General features: G+C 53.6%; 19 protein-coding genes. 3 read left to right on the forward strand and 16 right to left on the reverse strand.

All coding sequences use genetic code 11. The annotated features are described in order from the left end of the window. Positions 1-342: 342 nt before the first annotated feature. The gene (locus EHSB41UT_RS14625) at positions 343-1,857 is read left to right on the forward strand and encodes a fumarate hydratase (RefSeq protein ID WP_087111110.1); all 1,515 of its coding nucleotides are present in this window, start codon (positions 343-345) and stop codon (positions 1,855-1,857) included. 68 nt (positions 1,858-1,925) lie between these two features. Here the strand turns inward: EHSB41UT_RS14625 and EHSB41UT_RS14630 are convergent, their stop codons facing one another. From EHSB41UT_RS14630 to iadA, 3 genes are all read right to left on the reverse strand, one after another. Continuing rightward, complete coding sequence (locus EHSB41UT_RS14630; RefSeq protein WP_087111112.1) at positions 1,926-2,903, reverse strand: LysR family transcriptional regulator; 978 nt, start codon at positions 2,901-2,903, stop codon at positions 1,926-1,928. Positions 2,904-3,040: 137 nt separating this feature from the next. Then, positions 3,041-4,498 (reverse strand): C4-dicarboxylate transporter DcuC, encoded by a 1,458-nt coding sequence (gene dcuC / locus EHSB41UT_RS14635; RefSeq protein WP_087111114.1) that lies wholly within the window; start codon positions 4,496-4,498, stop codon positions 3,041-3,043. Between the two features lie 9 nt (positions 4,499-4,507). After that, positions 4,508-5,644 carry a beta-aspartyl-peptidase gene (gene iadA, locus EHSB41UT_RS14640; protein WP_087111116.1) on the reverse strand — a complete coding sequence of 379 codons (1,137 nt, stop codon included), beginning with the start codon at positions 5,642-5,644 and terminating at the stop codon, positions 4,508-4,510. 239 nt (positions 5,645-5,883) lie between these two features. Here iadA and EHSB41UT_RS14645 point away from each other — a divergent pair, with 239 nt between their 5' ends. Further along, positions 5,884-6,804: a LysR substrate-binding domain-containing protein gene (locus tag EHSB41UT_RS14645; RefSeq protein ID WP_242667323.1), complete on the forward strand. Its 921-nt coding sequence runs from the start codon at positions 5,884-5,886 to the stop codon at positions 6,802-6,804. A 48-nt stretch (positions 6,805-6,852) separates the two neighbouring features. Here the strand turns inward: EHSB41UT_RS14645 and aspA are convergent, their stop codons facing one another. The 4 genes from aspA to cobJ form a co-directional block, all read right to left on the reverse strand. Further along, on the reverse strand, positions 6,853-8,268 hold the full coding sequence (aspA, locus tag EHSB41UT_RS14650; protein WP_415837423.1) for an aspartate ammonia-lyase: 1,416 nt from the start codon (positions 8,266-8,268) through the stop codon (positions 6,853-6,855). Positions 8,269-8,581: 313 nt separating this feature from the next. Continuing rightward, complete coding sequence (gene cobA, locus EHSB41UT_RS14655; protein WP_165767275.1) at positions 8,582-9,991, reverse strand: uroporphyrinogen-III C-methyltransferase; 1,410 nt, start codon at positions 9,989-9,991, stop codon at positions 8,582-8,584. Then, entirely contained in the window at positions 9,988-10,752 is a 765-nt protein-coding gene (cobM, locus tag EHSB41UT_RS14660; RefSeq protein WP_087111120.1) for a precorrin-4 C(11)-methyltransferase, read from the reverse strand. The genes cobA and cobM overlap by 4 nt, the downstream gene beginning before the upstream one ends. Positions 10,753-10,786: 34 nt before the next feature. Next, positions 10,787-11,644 carry a precorrin-3B C(17)-methyltransferase gene (cobJ, locus tag EHSB41UT_RS14665; protein WP_087111122.1) on the reverse strand — a complete coding sequence of 286 codons (858 nt, stop codon included), beginning with the start codon at positions 11,642-11,644 and terminating at the stop codon, positions 10,787-10,789. 232 nt (positions 11,645-11,876) lie between these two features. Here cobJ and EHSB41UT_RS14670 point away from each other — a divergent pair, with 232 nt between their 5' ends. After that, positions 11,877-12,701, forward strand: a complete 825-nt coding sequence (locus EHSB41UT_RS14670; protein WP_087111124.1) for a sirohydrochlorin cobaltochelatase — start codon at positions 11,877-11,879, stop codon at positions 12,699-12,701. Positions 12,702-12,817: 116 nt separating this feature from the next. On the opposite strand, the gene EHSB41UT_RS14675 is transcribed toward EHSB41UT_RS14670, so the two are convergent. Genes EHSB41UT_RS14675 through EHSB41UT_RS14715 form a run of 9 tightly spaced genes read right to left on the reverse strand, consistent with a single transcriptional unit; the run spans position 12,818 to position 21,394 of the window. Beyond that, positions 12,818-13,918 carry a cobalt-precorrin 5A hydrolase gene (locus tag EHSB41UT_RS14675; protein WP_087111126.1) on the reverse strand — a complete coding sequence of 367 codons (1,101 nt, stop codon included), beginning with the start codon at positions 13,916-13,918 and terminating at the stop codon, positions 12,818-12,820. 8 nt (positions 13,919-13,926) lie between these two features. Beyond that, positions 13,927-14,691 (reverse strand): precorrin-2 C(20)-methyltransferase, encoded by a 765-nt coding sequence (gene cobI / locus EHSB41UT_RS14680; protein ID WP_087111129.1) that lies wholly within the window; start codon positions 14,689-14,691, stop codon positions 13,927-13,929. Positions 14,692-14,693: 2 nt separating this feature from the next. Further along, positions 14,694-15,929: a precorrin-6y C5,15-methyltransferase (decarboxylating) subunit CbiE gene (gene cbiE / locus EHSB41UT_RS14685; protein WP_087111131.1), complete on the reverse strand. Its 1,236-nt coding sequence runs from the start codon at positions 15,927-15,929 to the stop codon at positions 14,694-14,696. Continuing rightward, a complete protein-coding gene (locus tag EHSB41UT_RS14690; protein WP_087111133.1) occupies positions 15,929-16,588 on the reverse strand; it encodes a precorrin-8X methylmutase in 660 nt (219 codons plus the stop codon). The genes cbiE and EHSB41UT_RS14690 overlap by 1 nt, the downstream gene beginning before the upstream one ends. A gap of 13 nt (positions 16,589-16,601) precedes the next feature. Further along, positions 16,602-17,756, reverse strand: a complete 1,155-nt coding sequence (locus tag EHSB41UT_RS14695) for a cobalt-precorrin-5B (C(1))-methyltransferase (protein WP_087111135.1) — start codon at positions 17,754-17,756, stop codon at positions 16,602-16,604. A 2-nt stretch (positions 17,757-17,758) separates the two neighbouring features. After that, positions 17,759-18,598 carry a hypothetical protein gene (locus tag EHSB41UT_RS14700; RefSeq protein ID WP_087111137.1) on the reverse strand — a complete coding sequence of 280 codons (840 nt, stop codon included), beginning with the start codon at positions 18,596-18,598 and terminating at the stop codon, positions 17,759-17,761. Next, the gene (locus EHSB41UT_RS14705; RefSeq protein WP_087111139.1) at positions 18,595-19,614 is read right to left on the reverse strand and encodes a FecCD family ABC transporter permease; all 1,020 of its coding nucleotides are present in this window, start codon (positions 19,612-19,614) and stop codon (positions 18,595-18,597) included. Before EHSB41UT_RS14705 ends, EHSB41UT_RS14700 begins: the two co-directional genes overlap by 4 nt. After that, positions 19,614-20,612 carry an ABC transporter substrate-binding protein gene (locus tag EHSB41UT_RS14710; protein ID WP_087111140.1) on the reverse strand — a complete coding sequence of 333 codons (999 nt, stop codon included), beginning with the start codon at positions 20,610-20,612 and terminating at the stop codon, positions 19,614-19,616. The genes EHSB41UT_RS14705 and EHSB41UT_RS14710 overlap by 1 nt, the downstream gene beginning before the upstream one ends. Further along, on the reverse strand, positions 20,612-21,394 hold the full coding sequence (locus tag EHSB41UT_RS14715; protein WP_087111142.1) for an ABC transporter ATP-binding protein: 783 nt from the start codon (positions 21,392-21,394) through the stop codon (positions 20,612-20,614). Before EHSB41UT_RS14715 ends, EHSB41UT_RS14710 begins: the two co-directional genes overlap by 1 nt.

Consider the following 21,394-nt stretch of genomic DNA (forward strand, 5'->3'; position numbering starts at 1 on the left):
GATAGTAAATAGGCTACAGTCGGTTTTGTTTGATTTGCGTCAATTTTCAGCGGCTATTCACAGGCCATTAGGGATTACTTTAAGGCGTATATAAGGAAATGCTTTTAATAAAGAGTGTTTGGTTTTTCATTAGGATCTTAAAAATGGAGCAGCATTAGTTTTCTGTTTTATTCAGCTATTAGCCTTAACTAATAGCGTAATAATTTGATTGATTGTCAGTTTTTCTTAAAGATAAAATTACGCTGACGCTTGATGATTCTGAGCCGTTCCTGGCATTGCGTCGTGTCTTCCAATTTAGAAATAAACCACTCCTTTTACAGCAAGGTGCAAGGACCTTTACCCATGATTCTCATCAGGGAAACTGACGTTGTTGAGAGCATTGCCAGTGCGCTGCAGTTTATCTCTTACTACCACCCTGAAGATTTTATTCAGGCGCTGACCCGTGCCTGGAAAAACGAAGAGTCTCCAGCGGCCAAAGATGCCATGGCTCAGATTCTGATGAACTCGCGGATGTGTGCGATCGGGCACCGGCCTCTGTGTCAGGATACGGGAATCGTCACGGTGTTTGTGAATGTGGGTATGGGCGTAAGGTTTGATACGAATAAGAGTCTTGATGATCTGATCAACCAGGGCGTGCGCCAGGCCTACACCCATCCGGATAATATCCTGCGTGCCTCTGTACTCTCTGATCCGGCCGGATTGCGCATCAATACCCGGGATAATACCCCGGCGGTGATTCATGTTCGTTTGGTACCGGGTGATACAGTCGAGTTTTATGTGGTTGCCAAGGGCGGCGGCTCCGAGAACAAAAGCAAAATGGCCATGCTGAACCCGTCCGATAATATTGCCGACTGGGTGGTGAATGCCGTGCCATCCATGGGAGCTGGCTGGTGCCCTCCGGGTATTCTTGGCATTGGTATTGGCGGTACTGCAGAAAAGGCCGCACTGCTGGCGAAGGAATCCCTGCTGGAACCGGTTGATATCCATGAGCTGATACGCCGGGGTCCAGAAAACCGGGTAGAAGAGCTGCGTCTGGAAATCTATCAGCGGGTGAACAGTCTGGGCATAGGTGCGCAGGGTTTGGGCGGGATGACGACTGTACTGGATGTAAAAATTCAGGATTACCCGACCCATGCGGCGTCGCTTCCTGTTGTTATGGTGCCCAGCTGTGCCGCAACACGACATACTCATTTTGTTCTGGATGGCAGCGGCCCTGCGGTGCTGACACCTCCTGCTTTGTCCAGCTATCCGGATATCCCTCAGGTGAGTAATGCCCAGGCCCGTCAGGTGGATCTGGACACTCTGGATAAGGCGCAGATGTCTGACTGGCAACCAGGCGACACATTGCTGCTGAGTGGCAAGCTGCTGACAGCAAGAGATGCGGCTCATAAAAGAATGGTGGATATGCTGAACCGTGGTGAGACGCTTCCGGTCGATCTGCGCGATCGCTTTATCTATTACGTGGGGCCGGTCGATCCGGTGGCTGATGAAGTCGTAGGTCCAGCGGGTCCGACAACTTCAACCCGTATGGATAAGTTCACCCGCCCATTGCTGGAGCAGACCGGTGTTCTGGGCATGGTTGGCAAAGCGGAACGCGGGCAGGAAGCCATTGCAGCCATTCGTGATAACCGGGCAACGTATCTGCTTGCAGTTGGCGGTGCGGCCTATCTGGTGGCCCAGTCGATTAAAAAGGCGAAAGTTGTCGCCTTCCCGGAACTGGGAATGGAAGCCGTGTACGAATTTGAGGTGCAGGATATGCCTGTCACTGTTGCTGTGGATTCTCTGGGGAATGCCGTACATGAACAGGGGCCGGCAGAGTGGCGGCAGAAGCTTGTGCTGAAAGCAGACGCAGCGTAAAGATTCTCAAAAAGAAAAACGGCTCTTATGAACAGGATCAGAAGAGCCGTTAGGGAATCGAGTATTAATTAATACTCATCGGGCAGCGGTGCGATTCGGAAATCACTGTCGCTTAACCACGGGATAACACCTTCAACCGCTGGACGTATGGAGTCGTGCAATAATCGGTGAATGGACGTCTGCACACTCTGGACAAGATTGCGATCCAGATCATCCTGATAAACCAGCTGGAGTTCACGGAAGAAGCCCGGCTTGATCAGCGGAACAAAGGTGATGTTGCGAACGCTCTCAATACCCTGTGCCACCGTCAGAGGCGTGACCAGCGCCCAGCCCATACCTTCACTGACCATGGTGAGTACAGTGCTGGCCGAGTCAAACTCAAAACAGTTTTCCGGCTCCATGCCAAAGCGTCTTAAATAATTCTCCGGCCAGGTCGCACTGGGGGAGTGAGTGGAAAAGCGGATAAATGGCAGGTCTTTGGTCAGGGCCTGAAGACGAACCGGTTGCTCCTTATATTGAGCTGGCACAGCCAGACAGTAACTTTCGGTCAGCAGTGTTGTGCTGACAGCATCTTCATTAAATACGGCTGGCCCCATGGTGATGATCAGGTCCAGCTCTTTATCCATGAAGGAGCTTCTCAGGTTCGGCGCGATATCAGAGCGCACCTTGATCTTCTGAACCTGTGTGCCAAGCCCACGAACCAGCTCCGCCCCGGTGGTGGCAGCAAAGGATTCCACCATACCGATTCGCAGACGGTTGAGCTTGGGATCTTCGCCCACTTCAGGAAGGTTGATCAGCATGCGTGCGCGGGGCAGGATCTCCGAGGCAATGTTGTAAAACATTTCTCCGGTTGGCGTGAGCACAATAGAGCGTCCATTACGCACAATCAGCTGCCGGTTAATCTGCCGCTCAAGGGTTGAGATTGTCTGGGAAACTGCCGACTGGCTCCATCCGAGCCTGCGTGCTGCCGGTGTCATGCCTCCAGCATCGATGACCGTGAGGAAGGTCTCAAGTGTTCTGAAGTTAAAAGGCAGGAATTCGTACATCTGGGGTAACGTCACAGGATAGGAACGGATGGAAACCGGATTTTATAGCGCGAATCCATCTTTCACTAAGAGATTTACAGTGATAGACCCTCTCTGTATTCATTGCAGAGAGGGCGTACAGTGTCGTATCAGTAGGGTCAGCTGGCAATAGCCTGCTGCATACGTTTTCTTTTCTTGATGGTGGCCAGGATCAGGGCACCGGCAATGATCACCGCAAGAAACGGCAGGATTTCCATAACCTGTCCACTCATACCAAAGGTGATCAGCAGCATAATCAGCCAGCCGGCGAGCATCGGGATCAGGGTCCGGCGCACAATATCAAACGGGCTGAGACCAGCAATACCGGCAACAGCAATGATGACACCGGCAATCGGGGAGATGGTACGGCCAAAACCTGCAGACAGCTGGATAGGCAGCATCATTTCCGCCACGTTGGCACCAATCTTATCTGCGATCTGAGGCACCATCGGAGCAAAGGAGAAGAATGCCGCGTTACCTGAACCCATCAGTGCAGAGATAGAGAACGTCAGCACAGCCATAAACAGAACAATAATGCTGGCAGAGAAACCAGCCTGGCTGCCGGCAGTCAACAGAGCATCGATGGCACCAATGGACTTGAGGCCCATAGCAAAGGTTTCACCGGCAATGATCAGAGTCACCACGCTGGCAAAAACCTTACCCATATCATCAAAGAAACCCTGCAGTTTCTTGAAGATTGTGGTGATGTTTCGCAGGCGAACCAGTTCGCAGATAAGACTGATAAAGGTACTGATCAAAATAGCTGTAGGCAGGTTAACCCGAATGGTACCAATGCCCATCTTGCTGAAGGTCAGCATCAGGAACAGCGGCAGAATCGGCAGCAGAAGATAATACAGTGGCGCATGGTCTTCACTGTCCTGGCTTTCGGAAATTGTCTCATCGTTATTATTGATGGCTTCTTTGCTATCAAAGTAACGCTGCACTAAAGCGTGAATAACACCAACAATAATGATCAGCGCACTAATGACCGGCAGCTGCTTGCTGACAAAGTATTCGGCAATATCCATTCCCGCAGTCTGGGCCGCCAGCATGGAGTTACCGGAGCCCGGACCGAACTCAATGGCACAGGTACTGGCAAGAACAGAGGCCACAGCCGCTTTGCTGCATCCCAGACGAATCAGAACAGGGTACAGGGTTGCCATCAGCAGCAGACCCAGACCGGTGGCACTGGAGATAAACAGAGAAAGAGCCTGACCAAGAATAAAGGCGAAAGCCAGCATCAGGTAAGGAGAGTTCAGACGCATCAGCGGTTGTGCCGCCACACGCACCATGACCTGGCTCGCACCAATGGACGACATCAGTACAGCAAAGCCGCCAATAAACATGATCTGCAGACCAAGGCCACCGGCACGGTTAGAGAAGGTCTTGCTGATGTATTCAAAAATATCGAAGCCAACCCAGCCCGTTGAGGATGCGACCAGCGCGGTGCCCGTCAGGGGAATGGAGATAGCCATCATCACCATACCGGTAATGAACAGCACGCCCTGCGGGTTATAGTTCTTGAGAATCAGGCGACCGGCAAAGAGCAGACCGATCACAGCAATTAATAAGCTCATCACGAATCCTTATTCAAAGTTACCGGTAACCAGCAGCTCGTTGTTGTCCATCAGAGGGCGGCCTTTGGCGATAACACCCCGCAGGGTAAAGTCATCATTGAACAGGCAGAGATCAGCATCCTGGCCAACCTCAATACTGCCTTTATTAATGCCGAGGGAACGGGCCACGTTTGCGGTCATCATGGCGATGGCCAGTTCCGGTGCCACGCCTGCATTAACCAGTTGCGGCAGGAGCATCAGGTTGCTGTCCACATCGGCAGCAGAGAGACCGATCATCTCGCCTTTATCATTGAACTTGGGAATGCTGCCATTGCCATCGGAACTGATAGTAATCTGGCTGGCGGCGACTCCGGCTTCCAGCGCCAGCTTGATCGCCTGTTCTGGAGGCGTGAAACGACTGCCGCCGGAGGTGATGTCCATATAGCCACCTTTCAAGGCAAACTGGACGGCATCCTGGAACAGTGCTTCGGTACGGGCGACATGGGTCGGGGAGATATGGTGAATCGGCAGGCCCATTTCGAGCAGTTCATTAATTTGCGCAAAAGGCTGTGGTAGACCGCCCATATGAATGTGCAGCACACCCTTCTTGCCGGACAGCAGGCTGGCGATACGGATATCAGAGACGATACGGGAGAGCTCGTGAGTGCTAGGGAAGGAGCAGCGGTGATCAGCTAGAGCAATCTTTACACCGAGAACCGGTGGCAGGAACGCGAGATCGTCACGGATACTGCCGGTAATGGTTTTGGTGGGGACTTCGTAGGAGCCGGTATGCATGTAGGCGGTGATGCCTTCTGCGGTTAATCCGGCGGCCTTGGCGTAGAGATCTTTCGGAGATCGGGAGATACCATCAGTACCCAGCACACCAACAACGGTGGTGCTGCCGGCTTTGATCAGGCGGGACAGGGTTACCTGAGGAGTACGGCTGGAAAAACCGCCTTCACCACCGCCACCAATCAGATGAATATGCTGATCAATTAAGCCGGGCGTTACGATCGCGCCTTTGCAATCAATAACCTTAAGATTATTAAGACCGGAAAGAACAAGTTCCGGCTCAATAGCAAGAATCTTTCCCTGACTGATTAATATATCAACATTGCCAGCATGTGTTGGCTTATACAGGTTGGCGTTTTTTAAAACAATAAACATACAATCACCTGTTGCGAGATATTCGCAGATAAATTTCAACAAACTGACAAGTTAATATGAGTCGAATTGCTCATAACGTTATGCAAATAAAGAATTGTTTACATTTTTTGAGCAATTTTACCGAATGAAACTACGTACAAAGAGAAATTGTCAGCGAAAAAAATATTAACTTCGTCGTAAATCAAAGTAATTTGTTTTTTGGTGCTACTTTGGAATGATAATATGCGCCGAAAGCATAGATGGATATAAAGATGTTATCTCTCGATTTCAAATGGCTTGAAGATTTTTTATATCTTAAAGAACTGGGTAGTTTTTCTGCAGCATCCAAAGCACGGCATGTTACCCAGTCGGCGTTTAGCCGCCGTATTCAGGCTCTGGAGCTGTGGGTTGGCGTGCCGCTGTTTGATCGTACATCTTATCCGGTAAAGCTTACGGCTGACGGCAGGAAGTTCGTACCCTATGTGGAGAAAATGCTGACACTGGTGAAGGAAACGAGTGATGACTTTGCCTTGTCTTCATTGCAGACAGACCATTCAATTAGAGTCGTTTGTCTTCACTCTTTTGCGCTTAATCTGATTCCTAAACTTTTTCAGGTTATTAAAAATAAATTTAATGAACTCAACTTTTCATTAACACCATCTGTTCTTGGTGTTGAGAACCATTTCAATTCCATTCTTGATGGAACCAGCGATATTATTTTTGTTTATGATATGCCGGGTATGCGTCCGGCTTTTGTCCACGAGGACAAGTTCGAGAAAATTGTTGTTTGTGAATCTCGTATTATCCCTGTTGTTTCCAAAGCACTGTCATCCTCTCTTGTCGAAAGGGACCATCTTCCTTATCTGGCTTATGCCAAGCACACCTTTCTGCATCAGCCGGTCAATGATGTTATTGCCAGAAATGAATTGAATCTTGAGCAGGTCTTTGAGACCACTCTGAGCGAGTCACTGGTGAAAATGGCGCAGCTAGGAGCCGGTGTGGCCTGGATTCCATCACATGATATGGAAGAGGAGCTGGCGCGGGGTGATCTTGTTCGCTTATATCCAGAGAAGACTGATCTGGAAATCCCTGTGGATATCGTCTGTTATCGCTCGAAAGCGAGTAAACGACAGGCAGTGAATGATTTCTGGAGGGGCTTGCAGACAGTTTTGTGTGAATAAAAAAATGGCAGCCGGGTGGCTGCCATTTTGTATCAGTGAGCTTTCAACTTAGTTGAAACGCTTACCGTGGTACTTAGGGTTCATCAGGTTGTCGGCGGAGAAGATCACATCCAGCTCTTCTTCAGTCACCAGACCACGCTCCAGAACCACGTCACGTACGCTGCGGCCGGTCTGGGCGCATTCGCGACCTACCAGGTCACCGTTGTGGTGACCGATATGCGGGTTCAGGTAAGTGATGATGCCGATAGAGTTCATCACCATCTGCTCGCAGATTTCACGGTTGGCAGTGATGCCTTCCACGCACTTCTCACGCAGGCTGGTGCAGGCGTTGGCCATCAGAGTCAGGGACTCGAACAGAGCCTGAGCGATAACCGGTTCCATAACGTTCAGCTGCAGCTGACCGGCTTCAGCAGCCATGGTCACAGTGATGTCGTTACCGATCACTTTGAAGCAAACCTGGTTAACAACTTCAGGGATAACCGGGTTTACCTTGGCTGGCATGATGGAAGAACCGGCCTGCATTTCTGGCAGGTTGATTTCCTTCAGACCGGTACGTGGACCGGAGGTCAGCAGACGCAGGTCGTTACAGATCTTGGACAGCTTCACTGCGAAACGCTTCAGAGCGCTCTGCAGCATCACGTAAGCGCCACAGTCGGAGGTCGCTTCGATCAGATCAGCCGCAGGCACGTAAGCGTCGCCAGTGATTTCAGCCAGCTTGGCGATAGCTAGGGCAGAGTAGCCTTCACAGGCGTTCAGGCCGGTACCGATAGCGGTTGCGCCCAGGTTCACTTCCAGCAGCAGCTCGCGGCACATCTGGATAGTCTTGATCTCTTCACGCAGGGTCACTGCGAAAGCGCGGAATTCCTGACCCAGAGTCATAGGAACGGCGTCCTGCAGCTGGGTACGACCCATCTTCAGGATGTCTTTGAACTCTTCGGACTTGGCTTCAAACGCACCGATCAGTTGTTCCAGGTTGGCCAGAACAGAAGCGGTAGAGTTGTATACGGCAACACGGAAACCGGTAGGGTAAGCGTCGTTGGTAGACTGACTCTTGTTCACATGGTCGTTCGGGTTGATGATCTCGTACTCACCCTTTTCATGACCCATCAGTTCCAGAGCCAGGTTGGCCAGAACTTCGTTGGTGTTCATGTTTACGGAGGTACCAGCACCACCCTGGAAAGCGTCAACCGGGAACTGGTCCATGCAACGGCCTTCGTTCAGAACCAGATCACAGGCCTTAACGATGTTTTCGCCGATTTCACGTGGGATGGTGCCCAGTTCGGTGTTAGCCAGAGCTGCAGCTTTCTTGGTCAGCACCATGCCACGGATGAATTCCGGTGCATCGTTGATGGTTTCACGGCTGATTTTGAAGTTCTGGATGGCGCGCAGAGTGTGGACACCGTAGTAGGCTTCAGCAGGAACATCCATGAAGCCCAGCAGATCTTCTTCCTTGCGGAATTGCATATTACTCACCGGAGGAGATGTAGGTGAAAGCCACCGGTGCGTTTGTGTACCAATGGCCATTAAAGAATACGGTGCAAATTAAAAGATTGAAGAGACCTGTTTTTTGATCTGTGTCGTTATTTTTGCCGGAATTTTAAGCCGATAAATAAACGCTTATACCTGCAAATAACAAGATACTTATGTGTCCATGGTCGGATTGTTTAATTGCTTTTGTTTGGTGAAAGAAGGGGAGGGATTTTGACTGGTTTTGTTCTTCCTTGAACAGGGTTCAGGACAAGCAGAATCTCCAAAAATCCTACTTGTCCTGTCTGTATTAATCGGTCAGACCGTTCAATACAGATTCGATCATGGTGTCTGCATCGGTCACCAGTTTTGCCGAAGCAATATTGGCACGCTGCAGATGCTGGTACAGACTTTCAACTGAGGTATACACCGCTGCATCCAGCAGGCAGTTCGGGTTGTTGTCACCCAGTGCCCAGAAAGACTCTTCACTGTCCAGAATGGCAATATCGCAATCCGGCAGGTTGAAGCGCAGACGGGTTGGTACCTGAATAAAGCAGCGAACAACATCAACGCCTTCGCCCAGCTGCTCAGCTTCCGCAGCGCCAGCCAGAGTGATTGTGCCGGCACCCAGACCTTCCACATCACCGAACGTCAGTTGTTCAACTGCAAAGATACCCATGTCGTTCAATGCCTGAAGTGCTGAATCGGACGTTGCGGTAATGCTCTGCTGCAGGGAACGGGTATCCACCCGGTGCGCCAACAAGGCTTCCTTCCAGGAAACCACAGACTCCTTGCCGGTAAATACCAGACGGGAGGCGTTCATCACCCGCTGCAAGTCCTGGCTGCTGATGCTGTTGGTAAAACGTGGGGCTGGCAGATGAATGACCACACCACCCAGGTTTTCCAGCTGCTGACGAATGCGTTTGCCTTCCTCGCCCTGAAGGGAGAGCAGGATACGCTTGTTCATCAGAGGCAGCTGCTTGCGCCAGTGCAGACGATCACGCAGACGAATAACATCACCAACAATAATCAACGCAGGTGCATCAATATTGAGCTGCTCAACCATTTCAGGAAGAGTCGTCAGCGTACCTTCCAGCTCGTACTGACGGCTGGTGGTTGCGGCACTGATGTAGATCGCCGGAGTGTCGGCTCGGCGGCCTTCACGGATCAGAGTGTCGAAGTTTTCCCGAATCTTTTTGGACGCCATATACAGAGCCAGGGTTCCACGACCCTTGCCCATGGCTTCCCAGGACGCACCGCCCTGACCGCAGTGATGACCACTGGCCAGGGTGACATCCGTTGCCACGCCGATGCTGGTGAGCGGGAAACCAGCGTAGGCTGATGCACCCAGAGCGGTGGAGATACCAGGCACCACTTCAAACGGGATGTTGTGTTCGATCAGATCATCACATTCCTGGGTACCGCGCCCGAAAATGAACGGGTCGCCGGCTTTCAGGCGCAGAACATCCTTGCCTTCCAGCGCCATCTCGATCACTTCCGGATGCATGCCGTAGCCGATTTTGCTGTGGTAGCCACGATAACCGATAGCCACCATCTCGACTTCTTCAGGAATCATTGCCAGCAGTGCCGGACTGATCAGAGCGTCATAGGCGACAACGTCCACCTGGCTCATCAGGCTTTGGGCCCTCACAGTCAGCAGGCCGGGATCACCGGGGCCGCCGCCAACCAGATAGACCTTACCAATCTTTTGCTGGCTCATTCCGGGCATCTCGCAGTACGGAAATCGTGGGAAAAAGTTTTGTCGTACAGCTTGGAATCGTTGAAGTCGGTTTTACCCAGCACTTTGCCGACCACGATCATGGCGGTGGCACGGATATCCAGCTCTTTCACCTTGTCGTGAATGTCGGTGATGGTGCCGCGAATCACGCGCTGCTCCGGCCAGGAAGCCTTTTCAACGACAGCGATTGGGTAATCAGCCGGGTAGATAGTCTTCAGCTGGTTGCACAGCTTCTTCAACATGCTGATGCTGAGGTAGATGCACATGGTTGCTTCATGCTTGGCCAGCTCCAGAATGTTTTCCTTTTCAGGAACCGGAGTACGGCCCGGCATACGGGTCAGGATAATGGTCTGGCACACTTCCGGCAAAGTCAGTTCCTGACCCAGCGCAGCAGCGGAGGCCTGGAAGGAGGACACCCCCGGAATCACTTTCCAGTCGATACCCAGATCATCCAGGCGACGAATCTGTTCGGCAATGGCACCGTAGATGCTTGGGTCGCCGGTATGAACACGGGCAACGTCCTTACCTTCTTCGTGGGCCTTGCGCAGCACTTCTGTGGTTTCTTCCAGATCCATATCGGCGGAGCTGAGTACCAGTGCGTCCTTGTTGGCACGGGCTACCACTTCTTTCGGTACCAGACTGCCGGTATAGAGAACCACCGGGCACTGTTCAACCAGGCGAGCGCCTTTTACGGTGATCAGATCCGGGTCGCCAGGGCCTGCGCCAATAAAAAATACGGTCATGGTCTTAAATCCTTACAACTCTTCGTAAACAGAATCAGCGGTCAGTGGCGCGGTTCTGATCAGAAAGCGCCTCAACGTTAAGAGTGCGGCCACGCTTCTGGCCTTCGTAAATGGAGCCGTCAGTGATGTCATACTTCTTGGTATAACCACGTGGCGTCACGATCATGCCTTCAAACAGGTAACTGGAGCTGTTGCCCACGGTTACTGCAGCCAGCATGCCGATGTCGTAATCCAGGAAGTGTTCCAGATCGGTAATCACAATCTTCTGGTTGTCGCGGTAAGCGCCCTGCACGATAGCGACAGGAGTGTTGGCCGGACGATGCTGTAGCAGGATGTCACGGGCTTCAACAATCTGGCTGCGACGTCTTTTGGACTGCGGGTTGTAGAAGGTGATGGCGAAGTCCGCTTCGGCAGCGGCGCGAATACGCTTGGTGATCACTTCCCATGGCGTCAGCAGATCAGACAGGGAGATAGTGCAACTGTCATGGCCCAGAGGCACGCCAACCAGAGAGGCGCAGGAGTTGGCGGCGGTAATGCCTGGTATCAGCTCATAACCAATGCCATCGGCGCGGGTCCAGTTGCGTTCCTGCAGCAGTTCCAGAGCCAGAGAGCCCATGGCGTACATGCCGGCATCACCAGAGGAAATCAGCGCCACCTTGTAACCTTCTTCGGCCAGATCAACGGCCTGATTGGCACGTTCGACTTCCTGAGTCATGGCGGAACCCATCAGGGTCTTGCCGGAACACAGGTCTTCGATCAGCTCGATGTAGGTTTTGTAGCCCACAACATAGTCGGCGTTTTCAATCGCTTTACGGGCCATAGGAGCCATCAGGTCGAGGCTGCCGGGTCCGATGCTGACAACAGACAGTTGTCCTTTTGCTGTATTACCCATAATTCAAAGCTTCAGTTACAATCACGTTGCTTTCATTCCTCTGGGGTCTGCAGACACCAGAACAGCCGCTCTTGCCGGAGCGCACTGCGCCAATTCCTGTGATGGTTTGCCGACCAATCACACTCTCTCAGGCTGGAATTCCTGATAAACACTCTTTGTCGTGTGCGTTTGAATACGCCTGAAAGTGCTTATCACCAATCCCCTTTTCAGAGACTTACTCCCGGGAACCGCCATGAAACGATTCCGTCATTACGACAAAGACACGGCTATTGTCCTTGCCTGCTTTGGCTCCGTTGTTGAGCATGCCCGCTACGAACAACTGGCCGACACCGTGCGCGAAGCCTTTCCGGATTACCCGGTTGAGATCGCCATCACCTCCCGCATGGTGATCAAGAAGCTGGCTGCCGAACACGGTCAGTGGCTGAACCTGCCCCAGACCCTTGCGAACCTGGATATGCAGGGTTATCGCCGTATCATCGTGGCGTCCTGCTATCTCTACCCGACCGATGAACACGCCATGGTGATCAACACTGTGAAAGGGTTTGAGAACTTCTCCCTTTCCCGCTTTGGTGTGACCCCAAGCCTGATCAACAAAACCAACACCGCCACCAAGCTGCTGAAGGCCATCCATGACCGTCATCCTCTGGAAGACGACATGGCAAACCTTTACATCATTCACGGCGCACCGGAGCTGGATAACCCAGGCTACTCCGCCATCCAGTACACTGAAGAACTGCTGGCCCGTCTGGACCCTTACAACTTCAGTTGCTCTCTGGAAGGTGCTTTCCCGTTCAACACCATGAGCGATGGTCTGATTCGGGACATCCTCACCATGATGGATACCGACAAGCCGAAGCTGCGTCTGGTACCGCTGTTGCTGGTGAGCGGCAACCATTTCGAGAATGACCTGATGGACATCCGCGAAACCCTCAGCCCACACTTTGAAGTGGAACTCGCTGAGCCTGTCAGCGGTGACCGCTTCTGTCTGCTCGATATGCCGGAAGTTCCGGCACTGTTGATCGAACAGATCAAGACCGAACTGAAGAAGCTGCCTTAAGGGCGGCGACAAACAGCCATCGTCTGGTTCCCATGCTCTGCGTGGGAACCTATGTGCACTTATGCATTCCCACGGTGACCGTGGGAACGAGATGTGACCGAACTGAAGAAGCTGCCTTAAGGGCGGCGACAAACAGCCATGGTCATATTTTTACCCTCTTCCGAGAGGGTAAATTTGGTCTTGGGAACCAGCAGTTTCTTTGCGCCACTGGCGTAAAGGGCTGCTGCTTCACCCACCGAACTCACGCCCACACACTTGCGTACGACTTCTGACGGGTTTTCGATACCTTCCACACCGTCCAGAATCTCAGGTGCGAAAGTCTCGAATGGAATCCCGGCTTGTGCCGCATAGTCGATAAAGGCCTGCTCATCGCTTTTAATGCTGATACTGGTAATCCGCTCAATGCTGAGTGGGCTGATGCCGTTCTCTGCACAGATATGGCTGATACCTGCTTCAATCACTTCCAGTGGTGTATCGCGATCACAGCCCAACCCTACGACCAGTGTCTTTGGACGCCAGATCACGGTTTTGCCCTGAAGCTTTGGATAAGCCGCCAGAGGCTCAGCACGATCAGTAATCAGGACATAGCGTCTGGTTTCTGAATCGCTATCCAACATATCTAGCGTGGATACGTTATTAATATTGCCCGGCAGGGGCTGACCAGCCGGCCACCAGGTATTGCTGCCGCATTCCTGAATAACCGTGACCGGATCACCATTCACTACTGCACTGGCAACACCGGTAATGGCCTGTTCGCAGGTGGGATCAAGAGTCCAGCCCAGCGTCTTGCCCATAGTGTCTACCGACAGGGTTCCGGAAGAATCCGAGGCAGTGCTCAGTACCGCCTGTGCATCCAGCAAAGCAGCAATCTGCACAGCAGCATCGTTAGCACCGCCACGGTGACCAGACAGAACCGGAATGCACCAGTGGGCATTTTCATCCACACAGATAACAGCCGGATCTTGTCGTTTATCCACAAGCAGCGGTGCGATCATGCGCACAGCTATGCCAACACTGAAAAACATCACATGGGTGCGATAGCCGGAGAATAGCTCTGCGATTGGCTCTGCAATCGGCATGGCCAGTTCGCGGGCACCTTCCGGTGCTTCGGCAAACAGTTTGGATGAGACAAACAGATCAGCCTCATCCAGTTGCTTCCAGAGCTTTTCCGCCTGTTTCAGCCCCTTGCGGGTAATGGCATAGAGTGCGTATGACATAGACGTTCTCAGTCGTTCTTGCTGATGCCGGTACGCAGCACGCCTTTGCGCTGACGAATGGAGATCTGGACCATGGAGAAGTAGCGGTTCTCGGCCGGTACCTGATCCAGTGGGTAGATTTCCTGCTTGTCCATCAGGGCGTGGGATACATAGGTGGCTTTATCCAGCAGGTTGAGCTTGGTCAGCATCGCCTTCAGCTCTTCAACCATGCGGCCAGCCTTGATCAGCATGATGGTGTCGAACTCTTCCGCCAGACGCGGCAGCATGTTGATGCCGTAGGTCGCAGGCACAACACAGAAACGCTCTTCACCTTCCGCCAGCGGAATACCCGTCGCGGCAGGAACGGCAGTGATAGAGGTGATACCCGGAACCACTTCAACTTCAACGGTCGGCCAGCGTTCGTCTTTTTCGTCCAGAATGTAGTGCCAGGTGCTGTAAACAGAAGGATCGCCTTCGGTCACAAACGCTACGCTCTTGCCCGCTTTGATGCATTCGTCGATAGCGTCAGCGGCAGCGGTCCAGGCCGGAACAGTGATGGAGGCGTCCTTGGTCATCGGGAACCACAGGAACAGGCGTTCGCCCTGCATCTCTTCTTCTTGCAGAGCGCCAGTAATAATTTCCCAGGCAAAGGAGTCGCGGGCGCCCGGGTTCTTTTCCGGAATAGCGATCACATCAACAGTCTTGAGCAGGTTGATGGCACGCAGGGTCATCAGGTCAGGAGCGCCGGTGCCAACACCAACCGCGTAGAGTTTGCCGAACTTATTCTCGGACATGATCAGGAACCTTTAACGACAGTAAACAGATGAATAGGGTTTTCCGCCCGGTAGCCGGTGTAGCTGGCCAGAGGACGCCCACGGGAAATATTGATCAGGCTGACAGAGGGCTGATAACCCAGCTGTTTGAAGAAGGTAAACGCCTCGGACACGGTATCCAGAGTGACAGCACTCAGCAGCAGACGACCACCGGGCTGTAACGCCTCAAGGCAGTATTCGAGAATGCCTTGCATCTGGCCGCGGGTGCCGCCAATAAAGATGGCGTCTGGCGCGGGCAAACCGTCCAGAGCCTGTGGTGCCAGACCATGGATTACGGACAGGTGATCGACACGGTGTTCAGCGGCATTGTCACGGCTGAACGCCACGCACTCTTTGACGCTCTCGATGGCGTAAACCTCACCACGCCAGGCCAGCTTGGCGGCTTCGACAGAGATGGAGCCTGAGCCGGCACCGATATCCCAGACCACAGAGTCAGGATTCAGACCCAGACCCGCCACAGCAATGGCACGGATTTCCTGCTTGGTAATCAGGCCGTTGGCAGGCATACGCTTCTGGTAATCATCATCAGAGCAGTGCAGGGGATAGCCGCCCCACGCCTGATGCTGCTCATCAACCAGCACCATTACATTCAGGTTGTCGATGGTGGCCGGGTCAGCTGCGGCCAGATCAGCAACCGACCATTGGGTGACAGACTGCTCTGTACCACCCAGACGCGCGCAGATATGAATCTGCCAGTTGGTTTCGCCATAGGCTTTCAGATGCTGAGCGACAGCGACCGGATGATGGATATGGTCCGTCATCAGGGCGAACTTTTTGCCCTGCTGCAGACGGCTCACCAGTCCTTTCAGTGGACGACCGTGAACAGACAATACCGTGGCATCATCCCAGGCCATATTCAGGGCAGAAAACGCCAGCTGAATACTGGAAGGGGATGGAATAAAAGACAGATGCTCTGGCTCGACCAGTGCAGCCAGTCGGCGGCCCAGACCGTAAAACAGCGGATCACCGGAAGCCAGAACACACACAGTGTTCTCGTAGGACGCTTCAATGATGCGATCCAGATACGCCTGCAGGCCATCCTTGCCGAACGGTAAACGCTCACCGCTGAACTGCGGGAAGAACGACAGCTGACGATCACTGCCCGCCAGAACCTGAGCCTGCTGCACGGCATTGACAGCCTTGCTGCTCAGGCTGGCGCAGCCATCGTCACCCATGCCGATTACGGTAATGGCAGTCATTACTGAGCCGCCTGAATCAGCAGAGAGTGAATGCTGGATACAATCAGAGTGCTGCCGCCCTTACGACCCAGAGAGGTGATGTAAGGTACGATTTTGGATTCATGCAGCTCATCCTTGGATTCCACGGCAGACACAAAGCCCACTGGAATACCGATAATCAGTGCCGGTTTGATCTCTCCATCACGGATCATGCGCATAGCTTCCAGCAGTGCGGTTGGAGCATTGCCGACTGCGATAATGCCGCCATCCAGCAGACCCTTGTCGCGAGCCATATGCATGGCCTGAATGGAACGGGTATTCCCCAGTGCGGTGGCCTGGGCAATCACTTCCGGATCAGACACAAAGCAGTGAGCCGTGTTGCCGAACACGCCCATACGCGCTTTGCTCAGGCCGGACACGATCATGGATACATCAGACACAATCGGGCAGCCGTTGCGCAGGGCTTTGATACCTGATGCGATAGCGTCTTCACTGAACTGGAACAGCTTGGCAAATTCAAAGTCACCCGTCGTATGAATGGCGCGGCGAACCACATCCCATTCACCAGCGTTGTAACCATGCTCTCCACCGATCTGATCACGGACTTCCTGATCAATAATGGTGAAGGAGCTTTCTTCAATCTGACGACCCTGTGTCGTCATCTGTTTCATCGGATCCATAAGACGTCGATACCTAAGCAGTTAAAGCGGTGAAGGTGGGCTGGCGGGCGGAGCCCAGCAGCTGACCCTGGAAGTCGATCAGCAGGCACTCCACAGGGAAGGCATGGCGACCATAGGCTGCGGCAGCATCCACAACCTTTTCACAGAGGGCATCGTAGAAACCGGGCAGACCGGCCTCTTCGACCATTTCAAATACGTGACGGGCGGTATTGGCAGTGCGAATCTCGGCGCAGAGGGTTTCATCTGCACCGAACTGTGCGGCCAGATCGGCGAGCATGACGAAGTTCACCGCCGGGCCGCTGACGTGTGTCATCATCGCGCCATCAGCCAGCTTGGCGATCTTGCCGATCATGCCAACGATCATCACACGGCGTGCGTGATAGCGAGCCGCAGAGCGCAGACCAACCCCGACAAAGTCACCCGCCTGAACAAAGCTCTCTTTGGTCAGGGACGGGTAGTAATCAATACCGAACTTTTCAGTACGGCCGCCGGTGGTCAGAACAAAGTCGTGAGTACCGTTGACGGTGGCGACTTCAATGGTCTGACGAACACTGGAGGCGTAAGCGGATGTTGAGAAAGGCTTAACCGTGCCACGGGTTCCCAGAATGGAAATGCCATCGATGAGACCGAGACGTTCGCTGATAGTCTGTTTCGCCAGCTCGCGACCGGCCGGAACGGAAATAATAACGTCTGCGCCGATGCTGTTATTACCACGGGCCAGCGCATCCAGCTCCAGTTGAACCATCTCGATAATGTTTTTGCGGGGAACCGGATTGATAGCCGGGCCGCCGACCTCCAGACCAAGGCCGGGTTTGGTAACGCGTGCTACACCTTCACCACCTTCCAACTGAATACCCGCTTCCGGCAGTACACGAACCTGCGCGCATATTTCAGCGCCATGGGTGCAGTCCGGATCATCGCCGGCATCCTTGATCACTGTGCAGATCACGCTGTCGTCCTGCCATTCGGTGCGAACCACCGCAAAGGTGGCTTCCTGACCGATAGGCAGAGTAATGGTGATCTCTTTCAGCTCTTCGCCGGACAGCAGGGTCTTGGCTGCCGCACGGGCGGCAGCGGCAGCACAGGCTCCGGTGGTGAAACCGGGGCGCAGTGCCTTTTTGTCACGGTTACGGCTGATAACGGAATGTTTGGCCAGCTTCTCAGACATACTCAGCGCACCTGCTTAACCACAAAATGGCGGCTGTCGAGCAGTTCGGTGAGTGGACGACGCTCGTCTACAGCCTTGAAAATATCCAGCCATTGGTTGTCGGTCAGCTCATCGCCATGGGCAATCCAGGAGCCGTTATTTACCGCCATTTCACCGGGCTGCAGGTTTTCATAAATCACTGAAACACTGCCGCTGCGGCAGGCGCCACAGCAGTTGCTGCGGGTGATTTTCATGCGGCGGTCGCCGCTATCAAGGCCAATGCTTCTGGCCAGCTTACGCAGGCGGTGGGCAAAGGCACGGCTGTCTTCTTCAGGAATGCAGGGCTCGATACCGCAGAACACCATATGGCTGCGGTATTCAGCCAGAGGCTGATCCTTGATGCGGCACAAGGCGACAGCAATCGTGTGGCCATTAACTTCCATCAAGACCGGTTCCGCGTGCAGCTTTTTTCGACCACTGGTAAACAGGGCAACGGTTGCCGCCTGCCAGGCCAGACCTTCAACACCCAGATGAAACTTCTGGATGTATTTATCCATCGCCTGCTGCATGCGTTTGGAGCAGGTCGACACTTCCAGTGACATCAGACCAGCGACAATGGACAGGCTTTCCATAACCGGGTGGCCGCGCAGGCAGGAGACTTCGGTCAGCTTGCTGAAGTCGTGGCCGCCTGCCGTCATAAAGCGGTCAATCACTACTGCCAGATCTTCGCTGGAAACCGGAGCCTCAGAGGCCACAGCCAGCAGCAGGTTGGATGATTGCGCAGAAGCATGCTTACCGTGGTGAGCGTGCAGGGCTGAGCCGTTGGAGGCTTTGCTGTGTGCGTGATGAGAAGAACAGCTCATGAATGACCGCCACGATTTTTCATGTAAATAACCATAAAGACACTGCCGAAAGCGGCCGTAAGGATACCGACCGGTATCTCCTGAGGAGCGGCAATGGTGCGGGCCATAACATCGACCCAAATCAGGAAAATAGCGCCAGACAGTGCCGAGAACGGCAGCACCAGTCGGTTGTCCGCGCCAGATAGAAGGCGAACGGCGTGTGGCACCATCAGACCAACAAAGCCAATGGCGCCGGCAATAGCGACGATGGTGGCGGTGATCAGCGCCGCAATACCAAAGATCTGGTAACGCAGGCGTGGTACATCGACACCCAGAGTCAGGGCGCTTTCATCGCCGCACATCATGGCGTTCAGGGCATCGGCCTTGCTGAACAGGAACATCACGCCGCCCACCAGAGCAATGGCAGGAAACAGCAGCTGGTTCCACAGTGCGCGGTCCAGACCGCCCATCATCCAGAACATGGCCGAAGCAACGGCGCGGGTTTCAGCAAGAAACAGCATCAGGTTGGTCAGTGCCATCAAGACAAACGACACAGCCACACCAGAGAGAATCATACGCTCGACGCTGGTTTGCTGCAGGGAGCCCGCCATGGTCAGCACCAGACCAACCGACCCGAGCGCACCAATAAAGGCACCCAGAGGCAGAGTAATATCACCAAGGAACAGACCGGTCTGGGTTAATACCACCACGGCACCCAGAGAGGCACCGGAGGCGATGCCAAACAAATAGGGGTCGGCCAGTGGGTTGCGGTTGGCGGACTGCAAAGCGGAACCAACAGTAGCCAGACCAGCGCCGGCGAGTGCTGCCATCACTGTGCGTGGCAGGCGCAGATGCCAGATCACGCTGGCATCCACAGAAGCCTGATCGATTGTTCCCCGGATACCCTGAATCATGGCATCCAGCACCACCCCGGCGCTGATATCGGTCGAGCCGAAACCAATCGCCAGTACCAGACTGGCAAAGAGTCCGGTTACGAGGAAGATCAGGCAGGTAAGACTATGACCGTAAGACTTCATTACAGCGCGACAGCCTCATCAGCTTCTGAGGCTGCAAAAGATTCAGGATGAATTGTTCGGGCCACGCGCTCGATGGATTCAATCACTCGCACACCCGGCACCATTTCCGAGTAGGTCAGCGAGGTGTAGCGACCTTTGCGCACAGCTTCCAGGCGACCAAGAACAGGATGATCTTTTACCGACTGGATTGCCTGCTCCATACCGGCATCCTGACGGAAAATCAGATAATCCGGGTTCCAGCGCATCACCGATTCAATACTGGTGAAAGCCCAGCTGGTGGACATCTCTGCGGCAACGTTGATGCCGCCAGCCGCTTCAATAATCGCATGCCCCATGCCTTTGCTGCCGCTGGTTACCAGGTCATTAGGCGTACCATCGAACAGGAAAACCTTTGGCTTTGGCTGATCTGCAACCTTGTTCTGGATAGTGGCAATGCGGTTTTTAAAATCGGTCACAAGCGCCTCGCCATTTTCCGGGTGTCCGAAAATAAGGGAGAGGTTGGTCAGGTCATGGTAGAGCGTGTCCAGCGAGGCATCAGGTACATCATCCCGCTCACGGATACACGACTCCTCAAGGATATAGCTGTGAATGCCATATTGTTCCAGACGCTCAGGGGTAATGGCTCCGCCTGCATTCACGCCATAGGACCAGCCCCAGAAGAACAGGTCCGGCTTATGGCGAACCAGCAGTTCAAGGCCCGGGCCGCGGGGGGAAAGCTCAGGGATATCACCCATCTTCTCGGCAAAGTCAGTGTGCAGTTCGACCGGACCGGTTACGCCGGTCATGGCTTTGATATAAGGCTTAAGTCCCAGCGCATGCACCATCTCTGCCATATTGACGTTATTGACGATGGCATTGCGGACTGGCTTTTCAAAAGTCACAGTGCGACCGCAGTTCTCAATCGTCACCGGAAACTGGGTCTGTGCAGTCACGATTACAGATAGGCTGAGGCCTGCAATCAGGGTAAGTAAGTCGAGGGTCTTTCTCTTGATGTTCATCAGACGGCCATTGCTCGATAAAAACTGATACGAGGGCTGCCAGTCACCGGGTGATCATCGACATGGCTGTGGAGATTAAAGGCCTGCTCCAGAACACCGGAGCTGAAAACAGAACGGCAGTTGTCGTCGGCAACCAAGCGACCATGGTTAAGAACCAGCAGGCGGTCACAGAACTGCGCGGCAATATTCAAATCATGGATGCTGGCCAGTACCGTGATCCCGGAGTCCCTGGCCAGTTGCAGCATTTCCAGCTGATAGTTGATATCCAGATGATTGGTTGGCTCATCGAGAATAAGCAGCCGAGGCTTTTGAACCAGAGCTCGGGCGATCAAGGCACGCTGTTTCTCACCACCGGACAGGCTGATAAAGGATTGACGGGCTTTGTCGCCCAGATTGACTTGTTCAAGCGCTTCAACAATCTGCTGCTTTTCCGCAGCACTTTCCCAGCCCATCACATTGCGGTGAGGAATCAGACCCATCGCCACAACATCACGCACGGTCAGGCCGAAGTCGCCATGGTGCTCCTGCAGTACAACCGCCATCTGGCGGGCATTCTCCCGCGCAGACAGCTGCCAGACATCCTGCCCTTCAAACAGTACATGGCCGCTGTCCGGGCGACAGGCCCGGTAGATGCAGCGCAGCAGACTGGTTTTGCCGGCACCGTTGGCGCCAGCAAGACCAGTAAAGCTACCCGGTTCCAGAACGAAGCTGATGGAATCCAGGATTTGCCGGCCATTCACCGACCAGCAGAGCTTTTGTACCTGAAGGGCAGTCTGGCTCAT

It is taken from the genome of Parendozoicomonas haliclonae (assembly GCF_900174585.1).
In the GTDB taxonomy this organism is placed as follows: Bacteria; Pseudomonadota; Gammaproteobacteria; order Pseudomonadales; family Endozoicomonadaceae; genus Sansalvadorimonas; species Sansalvadorimonas haliclonae.